The organism is Achromobacter sp. SX5 (genome assembly GCF_056711425.1).
Genome location: NZ_CM160041.1, coordinates 364927 through 382909, shown reverse-complemented (window position 1 = coordinate 382909; position 17983 = coordinate 364927). Strand labels below are relative to the sequence as shown.

Annotated in this window: 17 protein-coding genes; 12 read left to right on the top strand and 5 right to left on the bottom strand. The window is 68.7% G+C overall.

The annotated features are described in order from the left end of the window. Window positions 1–26 precede the first annotated feature (26 nt). From AC1M14_RS01805 to AC1M14_RS01795, 3 genes are all read right to left on the bottom strand, one after another. The gene (locus tag AC1M14_RS01805; protein ID WP_102773227.1) at window positions 27–1256 is read right to left on the bottom strand and encodes a CaiB/BaiF CoA transferase family protein; all 1230 of its coding nucleotides are present in this window, start codon (window positions 1254–1256) and stop codon (window positions 27–29) included. A 105-nt stretch (window positions 1257–1361) separates the two neighbouring features. Beyond that, entirely contained in the window at window positions 1362–2510 is a 1149-nt protein-coding gene (locus AC1M14_RS01800) for an acyl-CoA dehydrogenase family protein (protein WP_479730844.1), read from the bottom strand. Between the two features lie 10 nt (window positions 2511–2520). Continuing rightward, the gene (locus AC1M14_RS01795) at window positions 2521–3162 is read right to left on the bottom strand and encodes a TetR/AcrR family transcriptional regulator (protein WP_479730843.1); all 642 of its coding nucleotides are present in this window, start codon (window positions 3160–3162) and stop codon (window positions 2521–2523) included. 177 nt (window positions 3163–3339) lie between these two features. On the opposite strand from AC1M14_RS01795, the gene AC1M14_RS01790 reads away from it, so the two are divergent. Together AC1M14_RS01790 and AC1M14_RS01785 are read left to right on the top strand one after the other, a co-directional pair. Continuing rightward, entirely contained in the window at window positions 3340–4311 is a 972-nt protein-coding gene (locus tag AC1M14_RS01790; protein ID WP_479730842.1) for an NAD(P)H-dependent flavin oxidoreductase, read from the top strand. Beyond that, window positions 4308–5048, top strand: a complete 741-nt coding sequence (locus AC1M14_RS01785; protein ID WP_102773223.1) for an enoyl-CoA hydratase-related protein — start codon at window positions 4308–4310, stop codon at window positions 5046–5048. The genes AC1M14_RS01790 and AC1M14_RS01785 overlap by 4 nt, the downstream gene beginning before the upstream one ends. Window positions 5049–5066: 18 nt before the next feature. Here the strand turns inward: AC1M14_RS01785 and AC1M14_RS01780 are convergent, their stop codons facing one another. Further along, window positions 5067–5900 (bottom strand): enoyl-CoA hydratase/isomerase family protein, encoded by an 834-nt coding sequence (locus AC1M14_RS01780; protein ID WP_111826086.1) that lies wholly within the window; start codon window positions 5898–5900, stop codon window positions 5067–5069. 101 nt (window positions 5901–6001) lie between these two features. Between AC1M14_RS01780 and AC1M14_RS01775 the strand changes: the two genes are divergently transcribed. The 3 genes from AC1M14_RS01775 to AC1M14_RS01765 all read left to right on the top strand — a co-directional run bounded on the left by AC1M14_RS01775 (window position 6002) and on the right by AC1M14_RS01765 (window position 9229). Further along, on the top strand, window positions 6002–6865 hold the full coding sequence (locus AC1M14_RS01775) for an NAD(P)H-hydrate dehydratase (protein WP_479730841.1): 864 nt from the start codon (window positions 6002–6004) through the stop codon (window positions 6863–6865). Between the two features lie 150 nt (window positions 6866–7015). Beyond that, window positions 7016–7249 carry a hypothetical protein gene (locus tag AC1M14_RS01770; protein WP_102773220.1) on the top strand — a complete coding sequence of 78 codons (234 nt, stop codon included), beginning with the start codon at window positions 7016–7018 and terminating at the stop codon, window positions 7247–7249. A 366-nt stretch (window positions 7250–7615) separates the two neighbouring features. Beyond that, on the top strand, window positions 7616–9229 hold the full coding sequence (locus AC1M14_RS01765) for an ABC transporter substrate-binding protein (protein ID WP_111826087.1): 1614 nt from the start codon (window positions 7616–7618) through the stop codon (window positions 9227–9229). A gap of 54 nt (window positions 9230–9283) precedes the next feature. Here the strand turns inward: AC1M14_RS01765 and AC1M14_RS01760 are convergent, their stop codons facing one another. Further along, window positions 9284–10195, bottom strand: coding sequence for a LysR substrate-binding domain-containing protein (locus AC1M14_RS01760; protein WP_209164720.1), 912 nt, complete (start codon window positions 10193–10195; stop codon window positions 9284–9286). A 277-nt stretch (window positions 10196–10472) separates the two neighbouring features. Here AC1M14_RS01760 and AC1M14_RS01755 point away from each other — a divergent pair, with 277 nt between their 5' ends. The 7 genes from AC1M14_RS01755 to AC1M14_RS01725 are packed head-to-tail and all read left to right on the top strand — an operon-like array spanning window position 10473 to window position 17970. After that, entirely contained in the window at window positions 10473–11444 is a 972-nt protein-coding gene (locus AC1M14_RS01755) for a M14 family metallopeptidase (protein ID WP_479730840.1), read from the top strand. 58 nt (window positions 11445–11502) lie between these two features. Further along, a complete protein-coding gene (locus AC1M14_RS01750) occupies window positions 11503–13131 on the top strand; it encodes an ABC transporter substrate-binding protein (RefSeq protein ID WP_111826090.1) in 1629 nt (542 codons plus the stop codon). Between the two features lie 42 nt (window positions 13132–13173). Continuing rightward, window positions 13174–14151, top strand: coding sequence for an ABC transporter permease (locus tag AC1M14_RS01745; RefSeq protein WP_102773215.1), 978 nt, complete (start codon window positions 13174–13176; stop codon window positions 14149–14151). A gap of 6 nt (window positions 14152–14157) precedes the next feature. Beyond that, complete coding sequence (locus tag AC1M14_RS01740; protein WP_102773214.1) at window positions 14158–15078, top strand: ABC transporter permease; 921 nt, start codon at window positions 14158–14160, stop codon at window positions 15076–15078. Continuing rightward, on the top strand, window positions 15075–16058 hold the full coding sequence (locus AC1M14_RS01735) for an ABC transporter ATP-binding protein (protein ID WP_479730839.1): 984 nt from the start codon (window positions 15075–15077) through the stop codon (window positions 16056–16058). The genes AC1M14_RS01740 and AC1M14_RS01735 overlap by 4 nt, the downstream gene beginning before the upstream one ends. Continuing rightward, a complete protein-coding gene (locus AC1M14_RS01730) occupies window positions 16055–17065 on the top strand; it encodes an ABC transporter ATP-binding protein (RefSeq protein WP_102773212.1) in 1011 nt (336 codons plus the stop codon). Before AC1M14_RS01735 ends, AC1M14_RS01730 begins: the two co-directional genes overlap by 4 nt. Continuing rightward, on the top strand, window positions 17065–17970 hold the full coding sequence (locus AC1M14_RS01725) for a prolyl oligopeptidase family serine peptidase (RefSeq protein ID WP_111826091.1): 906 nt from the start codon (window positions 17065–17067) through the stop codon (window positions 17968–17970). The genes AC1M14_RS01730 and AC1M14_RS01725 overlap by 1 nt, the downstream gene beginning before the upstream one ends. The last annotated feature ends 13 nt before the right edge of the window (window positions 17971–17983 follow it).

The following is a 17983-nucleotide window of genomic DNA, read 5'->3' as shown; positions in this document are numbered from 1 at the left end:
TGCCTGTGGTCTATATGGAATTGGGTTCAGGGCCGGCTCTGCGCCAGCGCCTCGATTTCTTCGGCCGACAGCCCCAGCCGCTCGGACAGCACCTGCGCGGTGTGCTCGCCCAGCATGGGCGGCGGGCGGCGGTATTCGACCGGGCTGCCGGAGAACTTCAGCGGGCTGGCCGCCATCGGCACCTTGCCGGCGGCCGGATGGGGCAGTTCGCGCTTCATGCCGCGCGCCAGCACGTGGGGGTCTTCGTAGACCTGGTCCAGCGTGTTGATCGGGCCGGCCGGCACGCCCACGCTTTCCAGGGCCGCGAGCCAGTGGTCGCGTTCGCCGGTGGCCATGCGCTCGGCCAGAAGCGGCACCAGCTCCTCGCGGTTCTTCACGCGCTGCGGATTGGTGGAGAAGCGCGGGTCGGCCGACAGTTCGGGCAGGCCGATCACGCCGCAGTAGTTGCGGAACTGGCTGTCGTTGCCCACCGCCACGATGAGGTGGCCGTCGCTGGCCGCGAACACCTGGTACGGCACCAGGTTCTGGTGCGCGTTGCCGGCGCGCCGGGGCGCGACGCCCGAGGTCATGTAGTTGAGGTTCTGGTTGGCCAGCATCGCCACCTGGCAGTCCAGCAGCGCCATGTCGATGTGCTGGCCCAGGCCGCTGCGCGCGCGTTCGTGCAGCGCGGCCAGGATGCCCACGGTGGAATACATGCCGGTCATCAGGTCGGCCACGGCCACGCCGGCCTTCTGCGGACCGCCCCCGGGCAGGTCGTCGCGCTCGCCGGTGATGCTCATCAGGCCGCCCATGCCCTGGATCATGAAGTCGTAGCCGGGACGGCTGGCGTACGGGCCGTTCTGGCCGAAGCCGGTGATGGAGCAGTAGATCAGGCGGGGATTGATTTCCTTGAGGCTGGCGTAGTCCAGGCCGTACTTGGAAAGGCCGCCGACCTTGAAGTTTTCCACCAGGATGTCGCACTGCTGCGCCAGTTCGCGCACCAGTTCGGCGCCGCGCGGCGAGGCGATGTCCAGCGCCACCGACAGCTTGTTGCGGTTGGCCGACAGGTAGTAGGCCGCCTCGCTGGTGTCGTTGCCGGCCTCGTCCTTCAGGTAGGGAGGCCCCCAGGCGCGCGTATCGTCGCCCGAGCCGGGCCGTTCGATCTTGATCACCTCGGCGCCGAGGTCGGCGAGATTCTGGGTGCACCAGGGGCCGGCCAGGACGCGCGTCAGGTCGAGCACACGTATGCCGGTAAGGGGAGCGGGACGTTGCGACATCGGTAATCTTTTCGCTAGAAGAGAATGAGGACGCCCGGCTCGCGGCGGCGCGCGAGCCGGGCCGGATCGACGTAGGTCAAGCTGGATATTAGCCCGGACGCAGGCTCAGGAATGCGCCTTGATCGTTTCCCGGGCGATGACCAGCTGCTGGATCTGCGAGGTGCCCTCGAAGATGCGGAACAGCCGCACGTCGCGGTAGAAGCGCTCCACCGCGTATTCGGACATGTAGCCGGAGCCGCCGTGGATCTGCACCGCGCGGTCGGCCACGCGCCCCACCATCTCGGTGGCGTACAGCTTGCAGCAGGCGGCCTGCATGGTGGTGTTCTCGCCGCGGTCGCGCATGCGGGCGGCGTCCAGCACCATGCAGCGGGCGGCATACAGCTCGGCCTGGCTGTCGGCGATCATGGCCTGGATCAGCTGGAATTCGGCGATGGGCTGGCCGAACTGCTTGCGTTCCAGCGCGTACTTGACGGCGTCGCGCAGCAGCCGCTCGGCGATGCCCACGCACAGCGCCGAGATGTGCAGGCGGCCCTTGTCCAGCACCCGCATCGAGGTGTGAAAGCCGTTGCCTTCCTCGCCGCCCAGCAGCGCGCTGGCCGGCACGCGGCAGTTGTCGAACACCACGTCGCTGGTCAGCGCGCCGGCCTGGCCCATTTTCTTGTCGGGCTTGCCGATCGACAGGCCCGGCGCCCCGGCCTCGACCAGGAAGCATGAGATCGAGCCGGCGCGGCGCTCGGGCGCGGTGCGCGCCATGACCGAGAACAGGCCGGCGATGGGCGCGTTGGTGATGAAGCGCTTGGTGCCGTTGAGCACGTACTCGTCGCCGTCGCGCACCGCCGACAGGCGCAGCGCCATCGCGTCGGAGCCCGCGTCCGGCTCGGTCAGCGCGAACGAGCCGATCAGTTCGCCGCTGGCCAGCCGCGGCAGGTAGCGCTGGCGCTGTTCGTCCGTGCCGGCCAGCACGATGGCCTGCGAGCCGATGCCGATGTTGGTGCCGGCCAGCGAGCGGAACGCGGGCGAGGTCTCGCCCAGTTCGAAGACCACGCGCACTTCCTCTTCCATGGTCAGGCCCAGGCCGCCGTAATCCGGCGAGATGGACAGGCCGAACAGGCCCAGGTCGCGCATTTCCGCGACGATGTCGGGCGGCACCTGGCCGCTGGCGGCCAGTTCTTCTTCGGCGGGGATCAGGCGTTCGTGCACGAAGCGGCGCACCGCGTCGAGCAACAGGTTCAGGGTTTCGGTGTCGAGGGCCATGATGGAAGTCTCAAAGGTGTGGCGGGGCTCCGGCGCGCATGCCGCCGATCAGTAAATCGAAATAGCCGGCGGCGATGCCTTCCGCCGTTTCGCCCTGGCCGGGCTTGTACCAGCGCACCATCCAGTTCAGCATCGACAGCACCGCGCGGCCGGCGGCGGGCACGTCCAGCGGCCGGAACGCGCCTTCGGCCACGCCCTGGGCGATGACCTCGCGCAGGCGCTGCTCGTAGCCGTCGCGCAGGCGCGCGGCGTCCTCGCGCTCGGCCAGCGCCATGCCGGAATAGCCGATCAGCATGGTGACGAATTCGGGCTGGTGCTGTTCGAAATAGCGCGCATGGGCCAGCATGAAGGCGCGCAGCCGCTCGCCGGCGCCGTCGGCGCGGGCCAGCGCCTGGCCGACGGCCTGCGTCAGCCCGCTCAGCGCGGCCAGGATGATGGCGTCGTAGATGTCCTGCTTGGTGGTGTAGTAGTGATAGATCGCCGCCTTGGACACGCCCAGCGCGGCGGCCAGGTCGGACACGGAGCTGCCGTCATAGCCGCTGCGGGCGAAGAGCTTGGCGGCTTCTTCCAGGATGCGTTCGCGCGGCGCCGCCAGGGACGGCGGACGGCCGGCGCGGGCGCGTTTCTGGGCGGGAGGGGCGGAGGTCGCCATGGCAGCCTTTTCAGGGCCGCGCCGGCGCTGGCGGAAGCCCGGACCGGGCTCCATTGACAGCGCTTCGGCGCATGCCGTTTAATAAAGATTAATTAATTACCGGACGGTCGGTAGATAATTATAGGCACACCCGCCTGCAATGCTCAAGCCCTCGGAATTCTTTTCGCGACGACGCTTATGCCCCACTCTCTCGTGACTGATTTGTATGGCCAGATGTCCCTGCCGGTGATCTGCGCCCCCATGTTCATCGTGTCCAATCCGAAGCTGGTGGTGGCGCAGTGCACCAGCGGCATCGTGGGCGCGTTTCCGGCGCTCAACGCGCGCCCGCAAAGCCTGCTGACCGACTGGCTGGACGAAGTCCAGGCCGGGCTGGCCTCGTACCGCGAAGCCAATCCGGGCGCCAAGGTGGCGCCGTTCGCGGTCAACCAGATCATCCACCAGTCCAACGACCGGCTGGACCAGGACCTGGCGGTGTGCGCCAGCCACCGGGTGCCGCTCGTGATCACCAGCCTGCGCGCCCCCGGCGACCTGGTCAAGGGCATACACGACTGGGGCGGCAAGGTGTTCCACGACGTGACCACGCTGCGCCATGCCGAAAAGGCGCTGGAGGCCGGCGTGGACGGCCTCATCCTGGTGTGCGCGGGCGCGGGCGGCCATGCCGGCACGCTCAGCCCCTTCGCGCTGGTGTCGGAAGTGCGCCGCTTCTACGACGGCCCGCTGATCCTGTCAGGCGCCATCACCTCGGGCGCGCACGTGCTGGCCGCGCAGGCCATGGGCGCGGACTTCGCCTACATGGGCACGCGCTTCATCGCCAGCGCAGAGGCCAACGCCAGCGACGGCTACAAATCCGCCATCGTCGAGGCCAGCGCCTCGGACATCCTCTACACGCCGTTCTTCACCGGCATCCCGGGCAACTACCTGAAGGCCAGCATCGCCGCCGCCGGCCTGGACCCGGCCAACCTGCCGGCGCCGGAAAGCGGCGCCTCCAACTTCGGCAGCACCCGGGTCAAGCCCTGGAAGGACATCTGGGGCGCCGGCCAGGGCGTGGGCGGCATCGCCAGCGTGCTGCCCACGCGCGAGATCGTGGACACGCTGCGCCGCGAGTACGCCGAGGCCAAGACGCGCCTGGCGGACGGGGATTTCGCATGAGCGCGGGACTCAACGTGGCGCGCGACGGCGCCGTCCTCACGCTGACCATAGACCGTCCCGACCGCCGCAACGCGCTCGACGTCGCCACCTACGCGGCGCTCAGCGAGCAGCTGACGCTGGCGGGCGGCGACCAGACGCTGGCCGCCGTGATCCTGACCGGCGCGGGGGGCAACTTCACGGCCGGCAACGACCTGCGCGACTTCCAGGTCGAACGCGGCGCCGGCGACAGCGCCGGCATGACCTTCCTGCGGGCCCTGATCGGGACCGACGTGCCGGTCATCGCCGCGGTCGAGGGCCATGCCGTCGGTATCGGCGTGACGCTGCTGCAGCATTGCGATTTCGTCTACGTCGGCGAAGGCGCCAGCCTGCGCATGCCGTTCGTGGCGCTGGGCCTGTGCCCGGAAGGCGCCTCCAGCCTGCTGCTGCCGCGGCTGGCGGGCGCGCGCCGCGCCGCCGAATGGCTGCTGCAGGGCAAGGCGTTCTCGGCGCAGGACGCCGCCCAGGCCGGCCTGGCCACCGCGGTCACCCCGTCCGGACAGGCGCTGGCGGCCGCCCAGGCCGCCGCCGCCGACCTGGCGCGCCAGCCCCCGGCCGCCCTGCGCCTGACCAAGGCCATGCTGCGCCGCCCGGACCGCCAGGCCATCGAGGAAACGCTGGATTACGAAGCCCAGCAGTTCCGCGTGCGCCTGCAATCCGAAGAAGCGCAGGCCGCGTTCGCGCGGTTTTTCAAGAAATAGAAGGACTGCCCCCCGCCCTCAAAACGGCGAATCCGGCCGGAAGTTCGGCGCCCGGCGTTCGCGCAGGGACTGGATGCCTTCGCGCACGTCGGGGCCGCCGAAGCCCATGAATTCCAGGGCCAGCGAGGTATCGAAGCTGGGGCCGGCCATGCGCAGCCAGTTGTTCAGCGAGTACTTGGTCCAGCGGATGGCGGTCTGGGAGCCGGCCGCCAGCCGGTTGGCGATCTCGAAGGCGCGGCCGATGAGTTCGGCCTCGTCCACGCACAGCGACACCAGGCCGATGCGCTCGGCCTCTTCGCCGGTGACGGTTTCGCACAGCATCAGGTAGTACTTGGCGCGCGCCATGCCGCACAGCAGCGGCCAGACGATGGCGGCGTGGTCGCCGGCCGTCACGCCCAGGCGGGTATGCCCGTCGATGATGCGCGCGTCGCGCGCGGCGATGGAAATATCGGCCAGCAGCCCCGCCACCAGGCCCGCGCCCACCGCTGCGCCGTGCATGGCGGACACGATGGGCTTGTTGCAGTTGATGATGTTGTAGACCAGGTCGCGCGCCTCGCGCCAGACGCGGGCGCGCACGTCGAAGTCATCGGCCATCTGCTGCACCAGGTCCAGGTCGCCGCCGCCCGAGAAGCCCTTGCCTTCGCCGCGGATCACCACCACGCGGGTGTCCGGATCGGTGTCGATGTCGCGCCAGATGTCGGCCAGTTCGCGGTGCATGCGGTCGTCGGCCGTGGACAGCTTGCCCGGCACGCCGCCGCGCGAGCCCATGATGAGTTCCAGCACGCCGCCCGGGTGGCGGCGCAGCTTCAGGGCCTCGTAGGCCGCATAGTGTTCGAGGGTGATGTCGGTCATTGTCTGCTCCATGTCGTTATTCCCGGGCGCCGGGCCGTCGCGGCGCACTATAGTGGATACCGGCATCTACCTTAAGCCGAATCCGTCCGGAGCCCCAGCCCATGAACACTTCCGCCCCGCCGCCCGGCGGCATGATCGACCCGGCCGCCCTGCCCGCCCTGTTCGCCCCACGCGGCCCGGACACGCACAAAGGCAGTTTCGGCACCGTCGGCGTGGTGGGCGGCGGGCCGGGCATGACCGGCGCGGCGCTGCTGGCCGCGCGCGCCGCGCTGAAAACCGGCGCCGGCAAGGTGCTGGTCGGCTTCGCCCAGGAGGCCGCACCGCTGGCCTGCGACCCGCTGCAGCCCGAACTGATGCTGCGCGACGCCCGCTCGCTGCTGGAAGCGGACCTGGGCGTCACCGCCTGGGTGGCCGGCTGCGGCATCGGCACCGGCCTGCTGGCCGCCAATATCCTGTCCGAACTGTTCGTATTGCGGCGCGAGGCGCCGCTGGTGCTGGACGCCGACGCCCTGAACCTGCTGGCGCGCGGCGAGATCCAGCCCGGCTGGGGCGCCGGCCCGGTGGTGCTCACCCCCCATCCGGCCGAGGCGGCGCGCCTGCTGGGCGCCGGCACCGCCGACGTCCAGGCGGACCGGCCGGGCGCGGCCCGCGAGCTGGCCCGGCGCTACGGCGCGTGGATCGTGCTCAAGGGCGCGGGCACCGTGGTGTGCTCGCCGCAAGGCGCGCTGCGGACCAACCCCAGCGGCAACCCGGGGCTGGCCACCGCCGGCACCGGCGACGTGCTGGCCGGGATGCTGGGCGCGCTGCTCGCGCAGCAGTTGCCGCTGGAGCAGGCCGTGGCCGGCGCCGTCTGGCTGCACGGCGCGGCGGCCGACGCCCTGGTGGCCGCGGGCATCGGGCCCATCGGCCTGACGGCGGGGGAGCTGGCCGACGCCGCCCGCCGCCTGCGCAACGGCGGCCGATAAGGCGCTTTCCCAGGGAAAATGTCCCGTAAGTGCCTGCCGCATAAACATTTTTACAACATACTAGGGGTTTACCCTAAAAGACTCGTTGCTTTTATCCTAGGGTTATCCCTATAATGGTTTACCCCATGACGAAACGGACTGGAGAAAGCCATGAGCGAACTGACCCTGAACCACACTGCCCGCCTGACCGACGCGCTGGAGCGTGACCTGCTCCGCGGCGCTCTCGAAAACCAACCGAATGCCCATCCGCTGACCAGCCTGAAGAAGGCCGGCAAAGCCGTGATCGGAGCCGTTGCCGCCGTGCTGTCCTTCATCGACGAAGTGAACGATTCGATGAACAAGGCCCGCGCCGCCAGCTCGCGCTTCTCCGGCTCGCAGTGGTAAGCCCTGCCGCGCCGGCCTGAATCGCGATCGATCTCCCGCGATCAGTCTGGCGCGCCCCGCCTGCCGGGACATCGGCAGGCGGCCTTCGGCGCCGCGACCCTCACCGCAGCGCCTTCGCGCCGCGCCGGCCCCGTATTCCGGGGCCCCGCGACGCCCTCTCTCCCCTTCCTCTCGGCGTTTTCCCTAGCGCCGCAATCGCCGTTGCAGATTGACAGCGCGCGAAGCCCCTACCGATAATCGGCCCCTTGCCGTCGTGCCTGGCGCCAAAACTCCCTGAGCTCCCCAGCGGGCGGCCCGCCTGCGCGGCCGGCGCAGGCGGTTACGCGCAAGCACGATCCGGTTCGTTCCCCATCCGGAGTTGTCACTATGAAGTTGCGCACCACGCTGGCCCTTGCGGCCGCCGCCATTCCCTTGGCCGCCGCCCAGGCCCAGACGCTGAAGATCGGCCTGTCGGCCGAACCCACCTCGGCGGACCCCCACTATCACAAGATGACGCAGAACGATGCGTTCTCGGCGCACGTCTACAGTTCGCTGGTGGGCCGCAGCGCCGACATGAAGCTGGTGCCGGCGCTGGCCACCTCGTGGAAGACCCTGGACGACAATACCTGGGAATTCAAGCTGCGCGACGACGTCAAGTTCTCCAACGGCAAGCCGTTCACGTCCGAGGACGTGCTGTTCACCATCTGCCGCACGCTGAACAACGAAACCAACGTGTCGCAGTCCTACATGGACATGACCAAGCGCATCACCGACGTGCAGACGCCGGACGCGCACACCGTGATCATCAAGACCGGCGAGCCGTTCCCGCTGATGCCGGCCGAACTGGCCCGCTCGCTGCCCATCATCTGGAACGGCATCGTCGAGCACGGCAAGCTGACGTTCGATCCCAAGAAGGGTTGCGGCGTCACCGGCGCCTGGCCCACGGTGGCCGACTTCAACAACGGCAAGGACGCCATCGGCACCGGCCCGTATACCCTGAAGTCCTACGTCAAGGGCACCGGCATCGAGCTGGTGCGCAACGAGAACTACTGGGGTCCCAAGCCCTACTGGAAGGAAGTGAAGTTCGTGCCGGTGCCCTCGGCCGGCCCGCGCCTGACCGGCCTGCTGTCGGGCGACTTCGACATGATCGAAAACCCGGCCGCGCGCGACCTGCCGCGCCTGAAGGACAATCCGAAGTTCGGCTTCGTGGCCACGCCGTCGACCCGCCTGGTGTTCTTCCAGCCGGACGTCGCCCGCAACCCCAGCCCCTTCGTCAAGAGCGCCGACGGCAAGAACCCGCTGCAGGACCTGCGCGTACGCAAGGCGATTTCGATGGCCATCGACCGCAAGGCCATCACCGCCCGCATCATGGACGGCATGGCCACCCCGGCCTACCAGTACATGCCCGACGGCATGTTCGGCGCCCTGCCCAAGGCCCCGGAAATCAAGTACGACCCCGAGGGCGCGAAGAAGCTGCTGGCCGAGGCCGGCTACCCCAACGGCTTCGAGCTGACCCTGTCCTCGACCAACGACCGCTACGTCAACGACGGCCAGGTGGCGCAGGCCGTGGCCCAGTACCTGGCCCGCGTCGGCATCAAGACCAACGTGGACGCCATGACGGCTTCCATCTATTTCCCCAAGCGCGCCAAACGCGAGTTCAGCTTCTCGATGGGCGGCTGGCCGGCGGAAACGGGTGAGGCCTCGGCGCTGTTCCAGCTGTGGGTGGCCTCGCTGGATTCGCCCAAGAGCCTGGGCACCAGCAACTACGGCGGCTTCAGCAACGCCGAGTTCGACAAGGTCTACAAGCAGGCCATCGTGACGGTGGACGCGCCCAAGCGCGAGCAGCTGCTGCAGCAGTCCACCCAGATCGCGCTGGACAACGTGCCGCTGATCCCGCTGCACTTCGAAAGCAGCATCTGGGCCTTCCGCAAGGGCATCACCTACGAAGGCCGCCGCGACCAGTACACGCTGGCCACCTCGGTCACGCCCGACAAGAAGTAATCGGGTCCGTCCGAACCTGAAAACGGCTGCCCGCGGGCAGCCGTTTTTTATTGGCTAGGCCGCGCTGCCTTGCAGCGCGCGGTCCAGTTCCTGCGACAGCAGCGCCACGAAGGCCTCGGCCGCCGGTGGCAGCACCCGGCCCGGCATGACCTGGATCTGCAGGGTGCGCGACTGCAGTTCGGCGTTGGAGATCGGCACGGCGATCAGTTCGTCGCGCCGCAGGCTCCAGGCCACCGAGATATAGCCGCTGAGCATGATGGCGTCGGAGCCGAACACGAAGCCGTGCAACGGCGAAGAATCATTGCAGGTCAGCGCCGGCTCCAGCTGCACCGACTCCAGCGCGCAGCCCATTTCGAACAGCTGGCGGGTGGTGGTGCCCGGCCCGGTCAGCGCCAGCGGGTATTTGCTCAGGTCCTGCAGGCTGACGCTGGCGCGGCCGGCCAGGGGATGGTCGGCCGCCATGACCGCGTGCACCGGCGCGCGCCGCGAGTAGCGCGCGCTGACCCCGCCGATGCGCTCGGCGATGAAGGCCATGCCCAGCTCGGCGCTGCCTTCGACCACCCGGCGGCTGACCTCGGCGGGCGAGCCCACGTGCAGGTCGAAGCGGATGTCCGGCCAGTCGCGGCGAAACCGCGCCATCACCGAGGGCAGGAAAATGCGCGCCACGCCCTCGACCGAGGCCACGCGGATCTCGTTGCGCGCCACGCCCTTGAGCGCGGCGATCTCCTGCAGCACCGAATCGGCTTCCAGCATGGTGCGCCGCGCGTGCGCCAGCAGCAGTCGCCCCGCCTCGCTCAGCACCATGCCGCGGGCCGCGCGCTCGAACAGCGGCGCCCCCGCCTCCTCCTCCAGCTTGGCGATCTGCCGGCTGATGGCCGACACCGCCACGTGCAGGCGCTCGGAAGCGCCGCTCAGGCTGCCCGCCTGGGCGACCTCCAGAAAGTACTTCAAGGCGATGCCGTGCACGTCCGACCTCCAGGCCCACGGGGAATGGTTGAGCAAGCTTTGCCTTTTCCGCAAAGCTCACGATAAATTTTCTAATTGTAGAGAAAGCAACCAAGCTCCTAGAATTCGGCCAATACTCGAAGGCGGCGCGCCCATGACGCGCCCCATATATAAGGGAAAACCCGTGTTTGCAGCCATTCCAGCGCACCTGACCGTGCGCCGCGCGGCCATTTCCGGCGCCTAGCCGTCAACGTCCGCGCCATCGCCTATACAATCCCGTCGCTTCATCGGAGTCCCCATGCCTACGCCCGCCGCCGCGTCTGTTCCGCGCCCATTTCTACTTGCCTGTCCGGACCTGTCCGCAGAGCGGTCGGGCAACACGGACACGCCGGGCGTCTGGCATTTCGATTCGGGCGCGCCGGGCCGGCATGTGATGCTCAGCGCGCTAATCCACGGCAACGAACTGTGCGGCGCCTGGGCGCTGAAAGAGGCGCTGGCCGCCGGCCTGCGGCCGCGCCGCGGCTCGCTGACGCTGGCGTTCTGCAACCTGGCGGCCTTCGACCGCTTCGATCCCGCCAACTATGCCCCGGCCCGCTTCGTCGACGAAGACATGAACCGGGTCTGGAGCGGCGACAAGCTCGACACGCCCAGCAGCCAGGAACGGCGCCGCGCCGCCGAACTGCGGCCCTGGGTGGAGCGGGCCGACTGGCTGCTGGACTTCCACTCGATGAGCAATTCCGACGTGCCGCTGCAGCTGACCGGCATGCAGCAGCGCAATATCGACCTGGCGCTGGAACTGGGCAATCCGGGCACCATCATCGCCGACGCCGGCCACGCCGCCGGCGTGCGCATGCGCGACTACGGCCGCTTCGGTGCGGCCGGCGAGAACGGCACCCGCTCGCTGCTGATCGAATGCGGCTTTCACGGCGCGCCCGAGGCGCGCGACGTGGCCGTCGACCAGATGGCGCGCTTCCTGGCGGCGGCCGGCGCCGTGGACCGCAGCGACCTGCCCGCCTCCTGGTTCGCCCCCGACGCGCCAGCGCAGCGCGCGCTGCGCGTCACCCACGCCATCGCCGCCAAGAGCGCGGATTTCCGCTTCGCCCAGCCCTGGAAGGGCCTGGAGACGCTGGCCAAGGCCGGCACGCTGATCGGCTGGTCCGAAGGCGAGCCGGTGGTCACGCCCTATGACGATTGCGTGCTGATCATGCCCTCGACCGCCAACCTGCGGCCCGGCGTGACCGTGGTGCGGCTGGCGCAGCCCATCGCCTGACGCGTCCGGCGCGCCGCGCCGCCACATAACATCCGAGACAGCAAAGGGGAAAAAAACCATGCCCGCCCAGACCTACTACCGCAGCCTCATCGCCGCCTGTACGCTGGCCGCCTGTGCGCCGGCGCTGGCCCAGGACGCCGGCGTCCTCAGGATCGGCCTTTCGTCCGAGCCGACCTCGATGGACCCGCACTATCACCAGGCCACGCCGAACGACGCGATGACCTCGCACATGTTCGAGACGCTGGTGGGGCAGGACGCCAAGATGAACCTGATCCCGCGCCTGGCCACGGCCTGGAAGCCGGTGGACGACACGACCTGGGAATTCACGCTGCGCGAGGGCGTCAAGTTCTCCAACGGCCAGCCGTTCACGGCGCAGGACGTGCTCTTCACCTTCTGCCGCGTGGTCAACAACGAGCAGTCCATCAGCAGCTCGTATCCGTCCATCGTGCAGAAGTTCGCCGACGTGCAGGTGCGCGACGGCAATACCCTGGTGATCAGGACGCGCCAGCCCTATCCGCTGCTGCCCAACGACCTGACCCGCATGGGCATGCTGTGGAACGGCATCGCCGAACACGGCCCCATCACCTTCGACCTGAAGAACAAGTGCGGCGTCACCGGCGCCTGGCCCACCGTGGCCGACTTCAATACCGGCCGCTCGGTGATCGGCACCGGGCCGTACACCCTGAAAAGCTACGTCAAGGGCACCGGCATCGAGCTGACGCGCAACGACGCCTACTGGGGCGACAAGCCGGCATGGAAGGACGTGAAGCTGGTGCCGGTGCCGGCCGCCGGCCCGCGCCTGACCGGCCTGCTGGCGGGCGACTTCGACCTGATCGAAAACCCCGCCGCGCGCGACGTGAAGCGCATCTCCGAGACCCCGGGCTTCGGCCACGTCATCACCCCCTCGGTGCGCGTGGTGTACTTCCAGCCCGACGTGGGCCGCGATCCCAGTCCGCTGGTCAAAGCCGCCAACGGCAAGAATCCCCTGCAGGACGTGCGCGTGCGCCGCGCGATTTCGCTGGCCATCGACCGCAAGACCATCGCCGCCCGCATCATGGACGGCGCCGCCACGCCGGCCAACCAGTTCCTGCCCGACGGCATGTTCGGCACGCTGCCCAATCCGCCCGAGCTCAAGTACGACCCGGCCGCCGCCAGGAAGCTGCTGGCCGAGGCCGGCTACCCGGACGGCTTCGAGCTGACCGTCTCGTCCACCAACGACCGCTACATCAACGATGCGCAGGTCACGCAGGCGGTGGCGCAATACCTGTCGCGCGTGGGTATCAAGACCACCGTGGACACCATGACGCGCTCGGTCTACTTCCCCAAGCGCGCCAAGCGCGAGTTCAGCTTCGCCATGGGCGGCTGGTCGTCCGAAACCGGCGAAGCCTCGTCCTTCCTGCAGTACTGGGTCAGCAAGTACGACAAGGAACACGGCCTGGGCACCAGCAACTACGGCGGCTATGACAACCCCGAGTTCGACGGCGTGTTCAAGCGCGCCCTGGTCACCGTGGACCCGGCCGCGCGCGAAAAACTGCTGCAGCAGTCGCTGACCCTGGCGCTGGCCGACCTGCCCAGCATCCCCCTGCATTTCGAAAGCAGCATCTGGGCGTTCCGCAAGGGCCTGACCTACGAAGGCCGGGCCGACCAGTACACGCTGGCCATGTCGGCCAGGCCCGCCAACAAATAAGGTCTACACCCCCAACCCCGAGCCCACCAAGGAAATCATCAAGTGGCCCTCTTCATCCTACGCAGACTGATCCAGAGTCTGTTCGTGCTGCTGGCCGTGTCGGTCGTGGTCTTCTTCGCGGTCTACGCGGTGGGCGATCCGATCGAGCTGCTGGTCAGCCCCGAAGCCAGCCAGGCCGCGCGCGAGGCGATGATCGCCCGTCTCGGCCTGGACCTGCCGGTGTGGCAGCAATACACGGGCTTTCTATGGCGCGCGCTGCACGGCGACCTGGGCACGTCCTTCGTGCACGGCATCCCCGCCATCGAGCTGATCGTGCAGCGCATCCCTGCCACCTTCGAACTGGTGGTCGTGGCCATCCTGCTGACCTGCGTGTTCGGCATTCCGCTGGGCCTGGTCGCGGGCCTGTACCGCGACCAGCCGCTGGGCCGCGGCATCATGGCCTCGTCGGTGCTGGGCTTTTCGCTGCCCAACTTCTGGCAGGGCATGATGCTGATCCTGCTGTTCGCGGTGTGGCTGGGCTGGCTGCCGGCCACGGGCCGCGGCGACACGGTCAGCGTGCTGGGCGTGCCGCTGTCGATTCTGACCGCCGACGGCTGGTCGCACCTGATCATGCCGGCCATCAACCTGGCGCTGGCCAACATCGCGCTGGTGCTGCGCCTGACGGCCTCAGGCGTGGTCGAGGCGCGCAGCCAGGACTACGTGAAGTTCGCCCGCGCCAAGGGCGTCAAGCCCGGCCGCATCGTGCGCCGCCACATCCTGCGCAACATCCTGATCCCCGTGGTCACCGTGATCGGCATGGAGTTCGGCACCCTCATCGCCTACTCCACCATCACCGAGACCGTGTTCGCATGGCCGGGCATGGGCAAGCTGCTCATCGACAGCGTCTACCAGCTCGACCGCCCGGTCGTGGTGGCCTACGTGATGCTGGTCACCCTGATCTTCGTGATCATCAACCTGGTTGTGGACATCCTGTACGCCACGCTCGACCCGCGCGTGCAGCTCGTGACTCCCGCTCAATAATCCGCCATGGCTCAAATTCCCAATCCCGGCCGCACCCGCACCGTCCAGCCCCTGGCCGAGACGCCCCGGCGCGCCGCCATCCTCAAGAAACTGCACGCGCGCCCGACGGTGCGCGGCTCCGTCATCGCGCTGGCCATCCTGATCGTCCTGGTGGTCTTCGCGCCCTACTTCGCGCCGCAGAACCCTTACGACCTGGCCAACCTGTCGCTCATGGACGGCCGCCTGGCGCCGCGCCAGGCGCTGATGGACGGTAGCATCGCCTGGCTCGGCACCGACGACCAGGGCCGCGACATGCTCAGCGCCATCCTGTATGGCCTGCGCATCAGCCTGATGGTGGGCCTGTCCGCCGTGGTGCTGGCCACCGCGGTCGGCGGCGCGGTCGGCCTGGTGGCCGCCTACATCGGCGGCCTGGTCGACACCGTGCTGATGCGCATCGTGGACTTCATCCTGGGCTTTCCCACCATCCTGGTGGCGCTGGTGCTGCTGGTGGTGCTGGGGCGCGGGGTGGACAAGGTGATCCTCGCCCTGGTGCTGGTGCAGTGGGGCCACTACGCGCGCATCATGCGCGGCCGCGCGCTGCAGGAACGCCGCAAGGAATACGTGGAAGCGGCCGCCAACCTGGGCTTTCCGGCCTGGCGCATCATGCTGTTCCATCTGCTGCCCAACTGCCTGGGCCCCGTGATGGTGTTCGCCACCATCCAGATCGCCACCGCCATCGCGCTGGAAGCGACGCTGTCGTTCCTGGGCGTGGGCGTGCCGATCACCGAACCCTCGCTGGGCCTGTTGATCTCCAACGGCTTCCAGTACCTGCTGTCGGGCGACTACTGGATCAGCCTGTTCCCGGGCATCGCCCTGCTGCTGCTGATCCTCTCTATCAACATCGTGGGCGACCGCCTGCGCGAAGCCCTGGACCCGCGACGAGCATGAACGAGATTCTTCTTGATGTGCGCGGCCTGCGCACCGCATTCCATACCGAGGCCGGCGCCTGGCTGGCGGTCGACGGCGTCGACCTGACCGTGCGCCGCGGCGAGATCGTCGGCCTGGTCGGCGAGTCCGGCTCCGGCAAATCCGTCACCGGCTTTTCGCTGCTGGGCCTGATCGACCCGCCCGGCGAAGTGGTGGACGGCGAAGTGAAGTTCAAGGGCACCGACCTGCGCAAGCTCTCCGAAGAACAGATGCGCCAGTTGCGCGGCAACCGCATCGCCATGATCTTCCAGGACCCGCTGATGACGCTCAACCCGGTGCTGCGCATCGGCGAGCAGATGATGGAGGCCATCCTCACGCACGAGAACGTCTCGCGCGCCGAGGCCGAGGAGCGCTGCCGCGAGGCGCTGGCGATGGTGGGCATCCCCTCGCCGGAAAAGCGCCTGAAGAGCTATCCGCACGAATTCTCGGGCGGCATGCGCCAGCGCGTGGCGATCGCCATCGCGATGCTGAACAAGCCCGACCTGATCATCTGCGACGAGCCGACCACGGCGCTGGACGTCACCATCCAGGGCCAGATCCTCTACCGCATGCAGGAGATCTGCCGCGAGCACGACACGGCGCTGATCTGGATCACCCACGACCTGGGCGTGGTGGCCGAGCTCGCCGACCGCGTGGCCGTGATGTATGCCGGCCGCATCGTCGAAAGCGGCCCGGTCGAGCAGGTGCTGGACGCCCCGCGCCACCCCTATACCAAGGGCCTGCTCGACTCCATGCCCGGCGCCACCCGGCCCGGCGCGCGCCTGCACCAGATCGACGGCATGGCCCCCAGCCTGGCCGGCCGCCCCTCGGGCTGTCCGTTCCGTCCGCGCTGCACCAGCGCCGTCACGCGCTGCACCGAGCAAGCGCCCACCGTCACCACCGAAGGCCCGCGCAGCTACCGCTGCTATGCGCCGATTGCCCGCGAGGCCCAGTCCGTATGAGCCAAGCCGATACTCCCGTCATCGAGCTCAAGAACGTCCACAAGCGATTCGAGCAGCGTCCCGACCTGGCCCAGCGCATCCTGGCCGTGGCCGGCCGCCCCATCGACCGCCGCACCGTCTACGCGGTCAACGGCGTGGACCTGTCGATCAGGCGCGGCGAAGTGCTGGGCCTGGTCGGCGAATCCGGTTGCGGCAAGTCCACGCTGGGCCGCGTCGTGGCCGGCCTGCACCGCCAGACCGAAGGCGAACTGCTGTACCAGGGCCGCGACGCCAACCGCTTGCGCGGCGCGGACAAGCTGGCCTATACGCTGGGCGTGCAGATGATCTTCCAGGACCCGCAGGCCTCGCTCAATCCGCGTCAGCGCCTGCGCCAGATCCTGGGCGAAGCGCTCAAGGTCCACAAGCTGGCGCCGGCCGCCGAGATTCCGGCGCGCATCGACCGCGCGCTCGCCGAAGTGGGCCTGGACGCCGAATACCGCGACCGCTTCCCGCACCAGATCTCCGGCGGCCAGCGCCAGCGCATCGGCATCGCCCGCGCGCTGATGGTGGCGCCCAAGTTCCTGGTCTGCGACGAACCGGTGGCCGCGCTGGACGTGTCCATCCAGGCCCAGGTCATCAACCTGTTCATGGACCTGCGCGAACAGCACGGTTTCACGTACCTGTTCATCAGCCATGACCTGGGCGTGGTCAAGCACATCTCCGACCGCGTGGCCATCATGTACCTGGGCAAGATCGTGGAAATCTCCACCTCGGCCGAGATCTTCGCGCGCGCCAACCACCCGTACACCCAGGCCCTGATGGCCGAAGTGCCGGACGTGGGCCGCCGCGGCCGCAAGTTCACCCCGATCAAGGGCGAGATCCCCTCGCCCCTGAATCCGCCGCCGGGCTGCACCTTCAATCCCCGCTGCCCCCACGCCATGCCGCGCTGCCGCGAACAGGCGCCGGAACTGAAAGAAATCTCGGCGGGCCACTGGTCGGCCTGCCACCTGAATGAGGCGCACGCCTGATGAAACCTTCCGAAATGTCCAACGTCGACCGCATCGCCATCGAACTGGGCCATGCCGGCCGCAACGCCATCCAGTACGTGGACGAGGACCGCAACGCCGACCGTCCGTTCAAGCTGCAGACCTACCGCCCCTACGGCTACACGCCGGACCGGCCGGTGGTCATCGTGCAGCACGGCGTGCTGCGCAACGGCGACGAATACCGCGACTTCTGGGTGCCCGCCGCCGACAAGCACAAGCTGCTGATCGTGGCGCCGACCTTCTCCAACGAGATCTGGCCCGGCGTGGAAAGCTACAACAACGGCCGCGTGTTCTCGGCCGGCGGCAATCCGCGCCACGTCGACGGCTGGACCTATGCGCTGGTCGGCAACGTCATCAAGGACCTGATCGCCGCCGAGATCACCGACGGCCAGAACGTCTACCTGTTCGGCCATTCGGCGGGCGGCCAGTTCGTGCACCGCCTGATGAGCAGCCAGTCGCACGCGCCGTTCAAGGCCGTGACCGCCGGCAACCCGGGCTGGTACACCCTGCCCACCTTCGACCATCCCTTCCCCGAAGGCATGGACGGCGTCGGCCTGACCGAAGCGCACCTGGTGAAGCTGCTGGCCTATCCCATGACCATCCTGGCCGGCGACCAGGACATCGCCACCGACGACCCCAACCTGCCCTCAGAGCCGGCCGCCATGCGCCAGGGACCGCACCGTTTCGCGCGCGCGCAGAACTACTACGAGTTCGGCCGCAAGGAAGCCGAGCGCCGCGGCGTGCCGTTCGGCTGGAAGCTGCAGGTCGTGCCCGGCATCGGCCACGACGGCCGCGCCATGTCCGCGGTGTGCGCCAGCCTGTGGTTCGACGGCTGCATGCCCGACGCCGCCGAACTGGCCCGCCTGGCCGGCCAGCAGGTCGCCTGAGCGCCTTCCCTTT

Coding starts and splice junctions, on each gene's coding strand:
- AC1M14_RS01805 (WP_102773227.1), bottom strand. CDS start 1,256: ATGTCGCAACGTCCCGCTCCCCTTACCGGCATACGTGTGCTCGACCTG.
- AC1M14_RS01800 (WP_479730844.1), bottom strand. CDS start 2,510: ATGGCCCTCGACACCGAAACCCTGAACCTGTTGCTCGACGCGGTGCGC.
- AC1M14_RS01795 (WP_479730843.1), bottom strand. CDS start 3,162: ATGGCGACCTCCGCCCCTCCCGCCCAGAAACGCGCCCGCGCCGGCCGT.
- AC1M14_RS01790 (WP_479730842.1), top strand. CDS start 3,340: ATGCCCCACTCTCTCGTGACTGATTTGTATGGCCAGATGTCCCTGCCG.
- AC1M14_RS01785 (WP_102773223.1), top strand. CDS start 4,308: ATGAGCGCGGGACTCAACGTGGCGCGCGACGGCGCCGTCCTCACGCTG.
- AC1M14_RS01780 (WP_111826086.1), bottom strand. CDS start 5,900: ATGACCGACATCACCCTCGAACACTATGCGGCCTACGAGGCCCTGAAG.
- AC1M14_RS01775 (WP_479730841.1), top strand. CDS start 6,002: ATGAACACTTCCGCCCCGCCGCCCGGCGGCATGATCGACCCGGCCGCC.
- AC1M14_RS01770 (WP_102773220.1), top strand. CDS start 7,016: ATGAGCGAACTGACCCTGAACCACACTGCCCGCCTGACCGACGCGCTG.
- AC1M14_RS01765 (WP_111826087.1), top strand. CDS start 7,616: ATGAAGTTGCGCACCACGCTGGCCCTTGCGGCCGCCGCCATTCCCTTG.
- AC1M14_RS01755 (WP_479730840.1), top strand. CDS start 10,473: ATGCCTACGCCCGCCGCCGCGTCTGTTCCGCGCCCATTTCTACTTGCC.
- AC1M14_RS01750 (WP_111826090.1), top strand. CDS start 11,503: ATGCCCGCCCAGACCTACTACCGCAGCCTCATCGCCGCCTGTACGCTG.
- AC1M14_RS01740 (WP_102773214.1), top strand. CDS start 14,158: ATGGCTCAAATTCCCAATCCCGGCCGCACCCGCACCGTCCAGCCCCTG.
- AC1M14_RS01735 (WP_479730839.1), top strand. CDS start 15,075: ATGAACGAGATTCTTCTTGATGTGCGCGGCCTGCGCACCGCATTCCAT.
- AC1M14_RS01730 (WP_102773212.1), top strand. CDS start 16,055: ATGAGCCAAGCCGATACTCCCGTCATCGAGCTCAAGAACGTCCACAAG.
- AC1M14_RS01725 (WP_111826091.1), top strand. CDS start 17,065: ATGAAACCTTCCGAAATGTCCAACGTCGACCGCATCGCCATCGAACTG.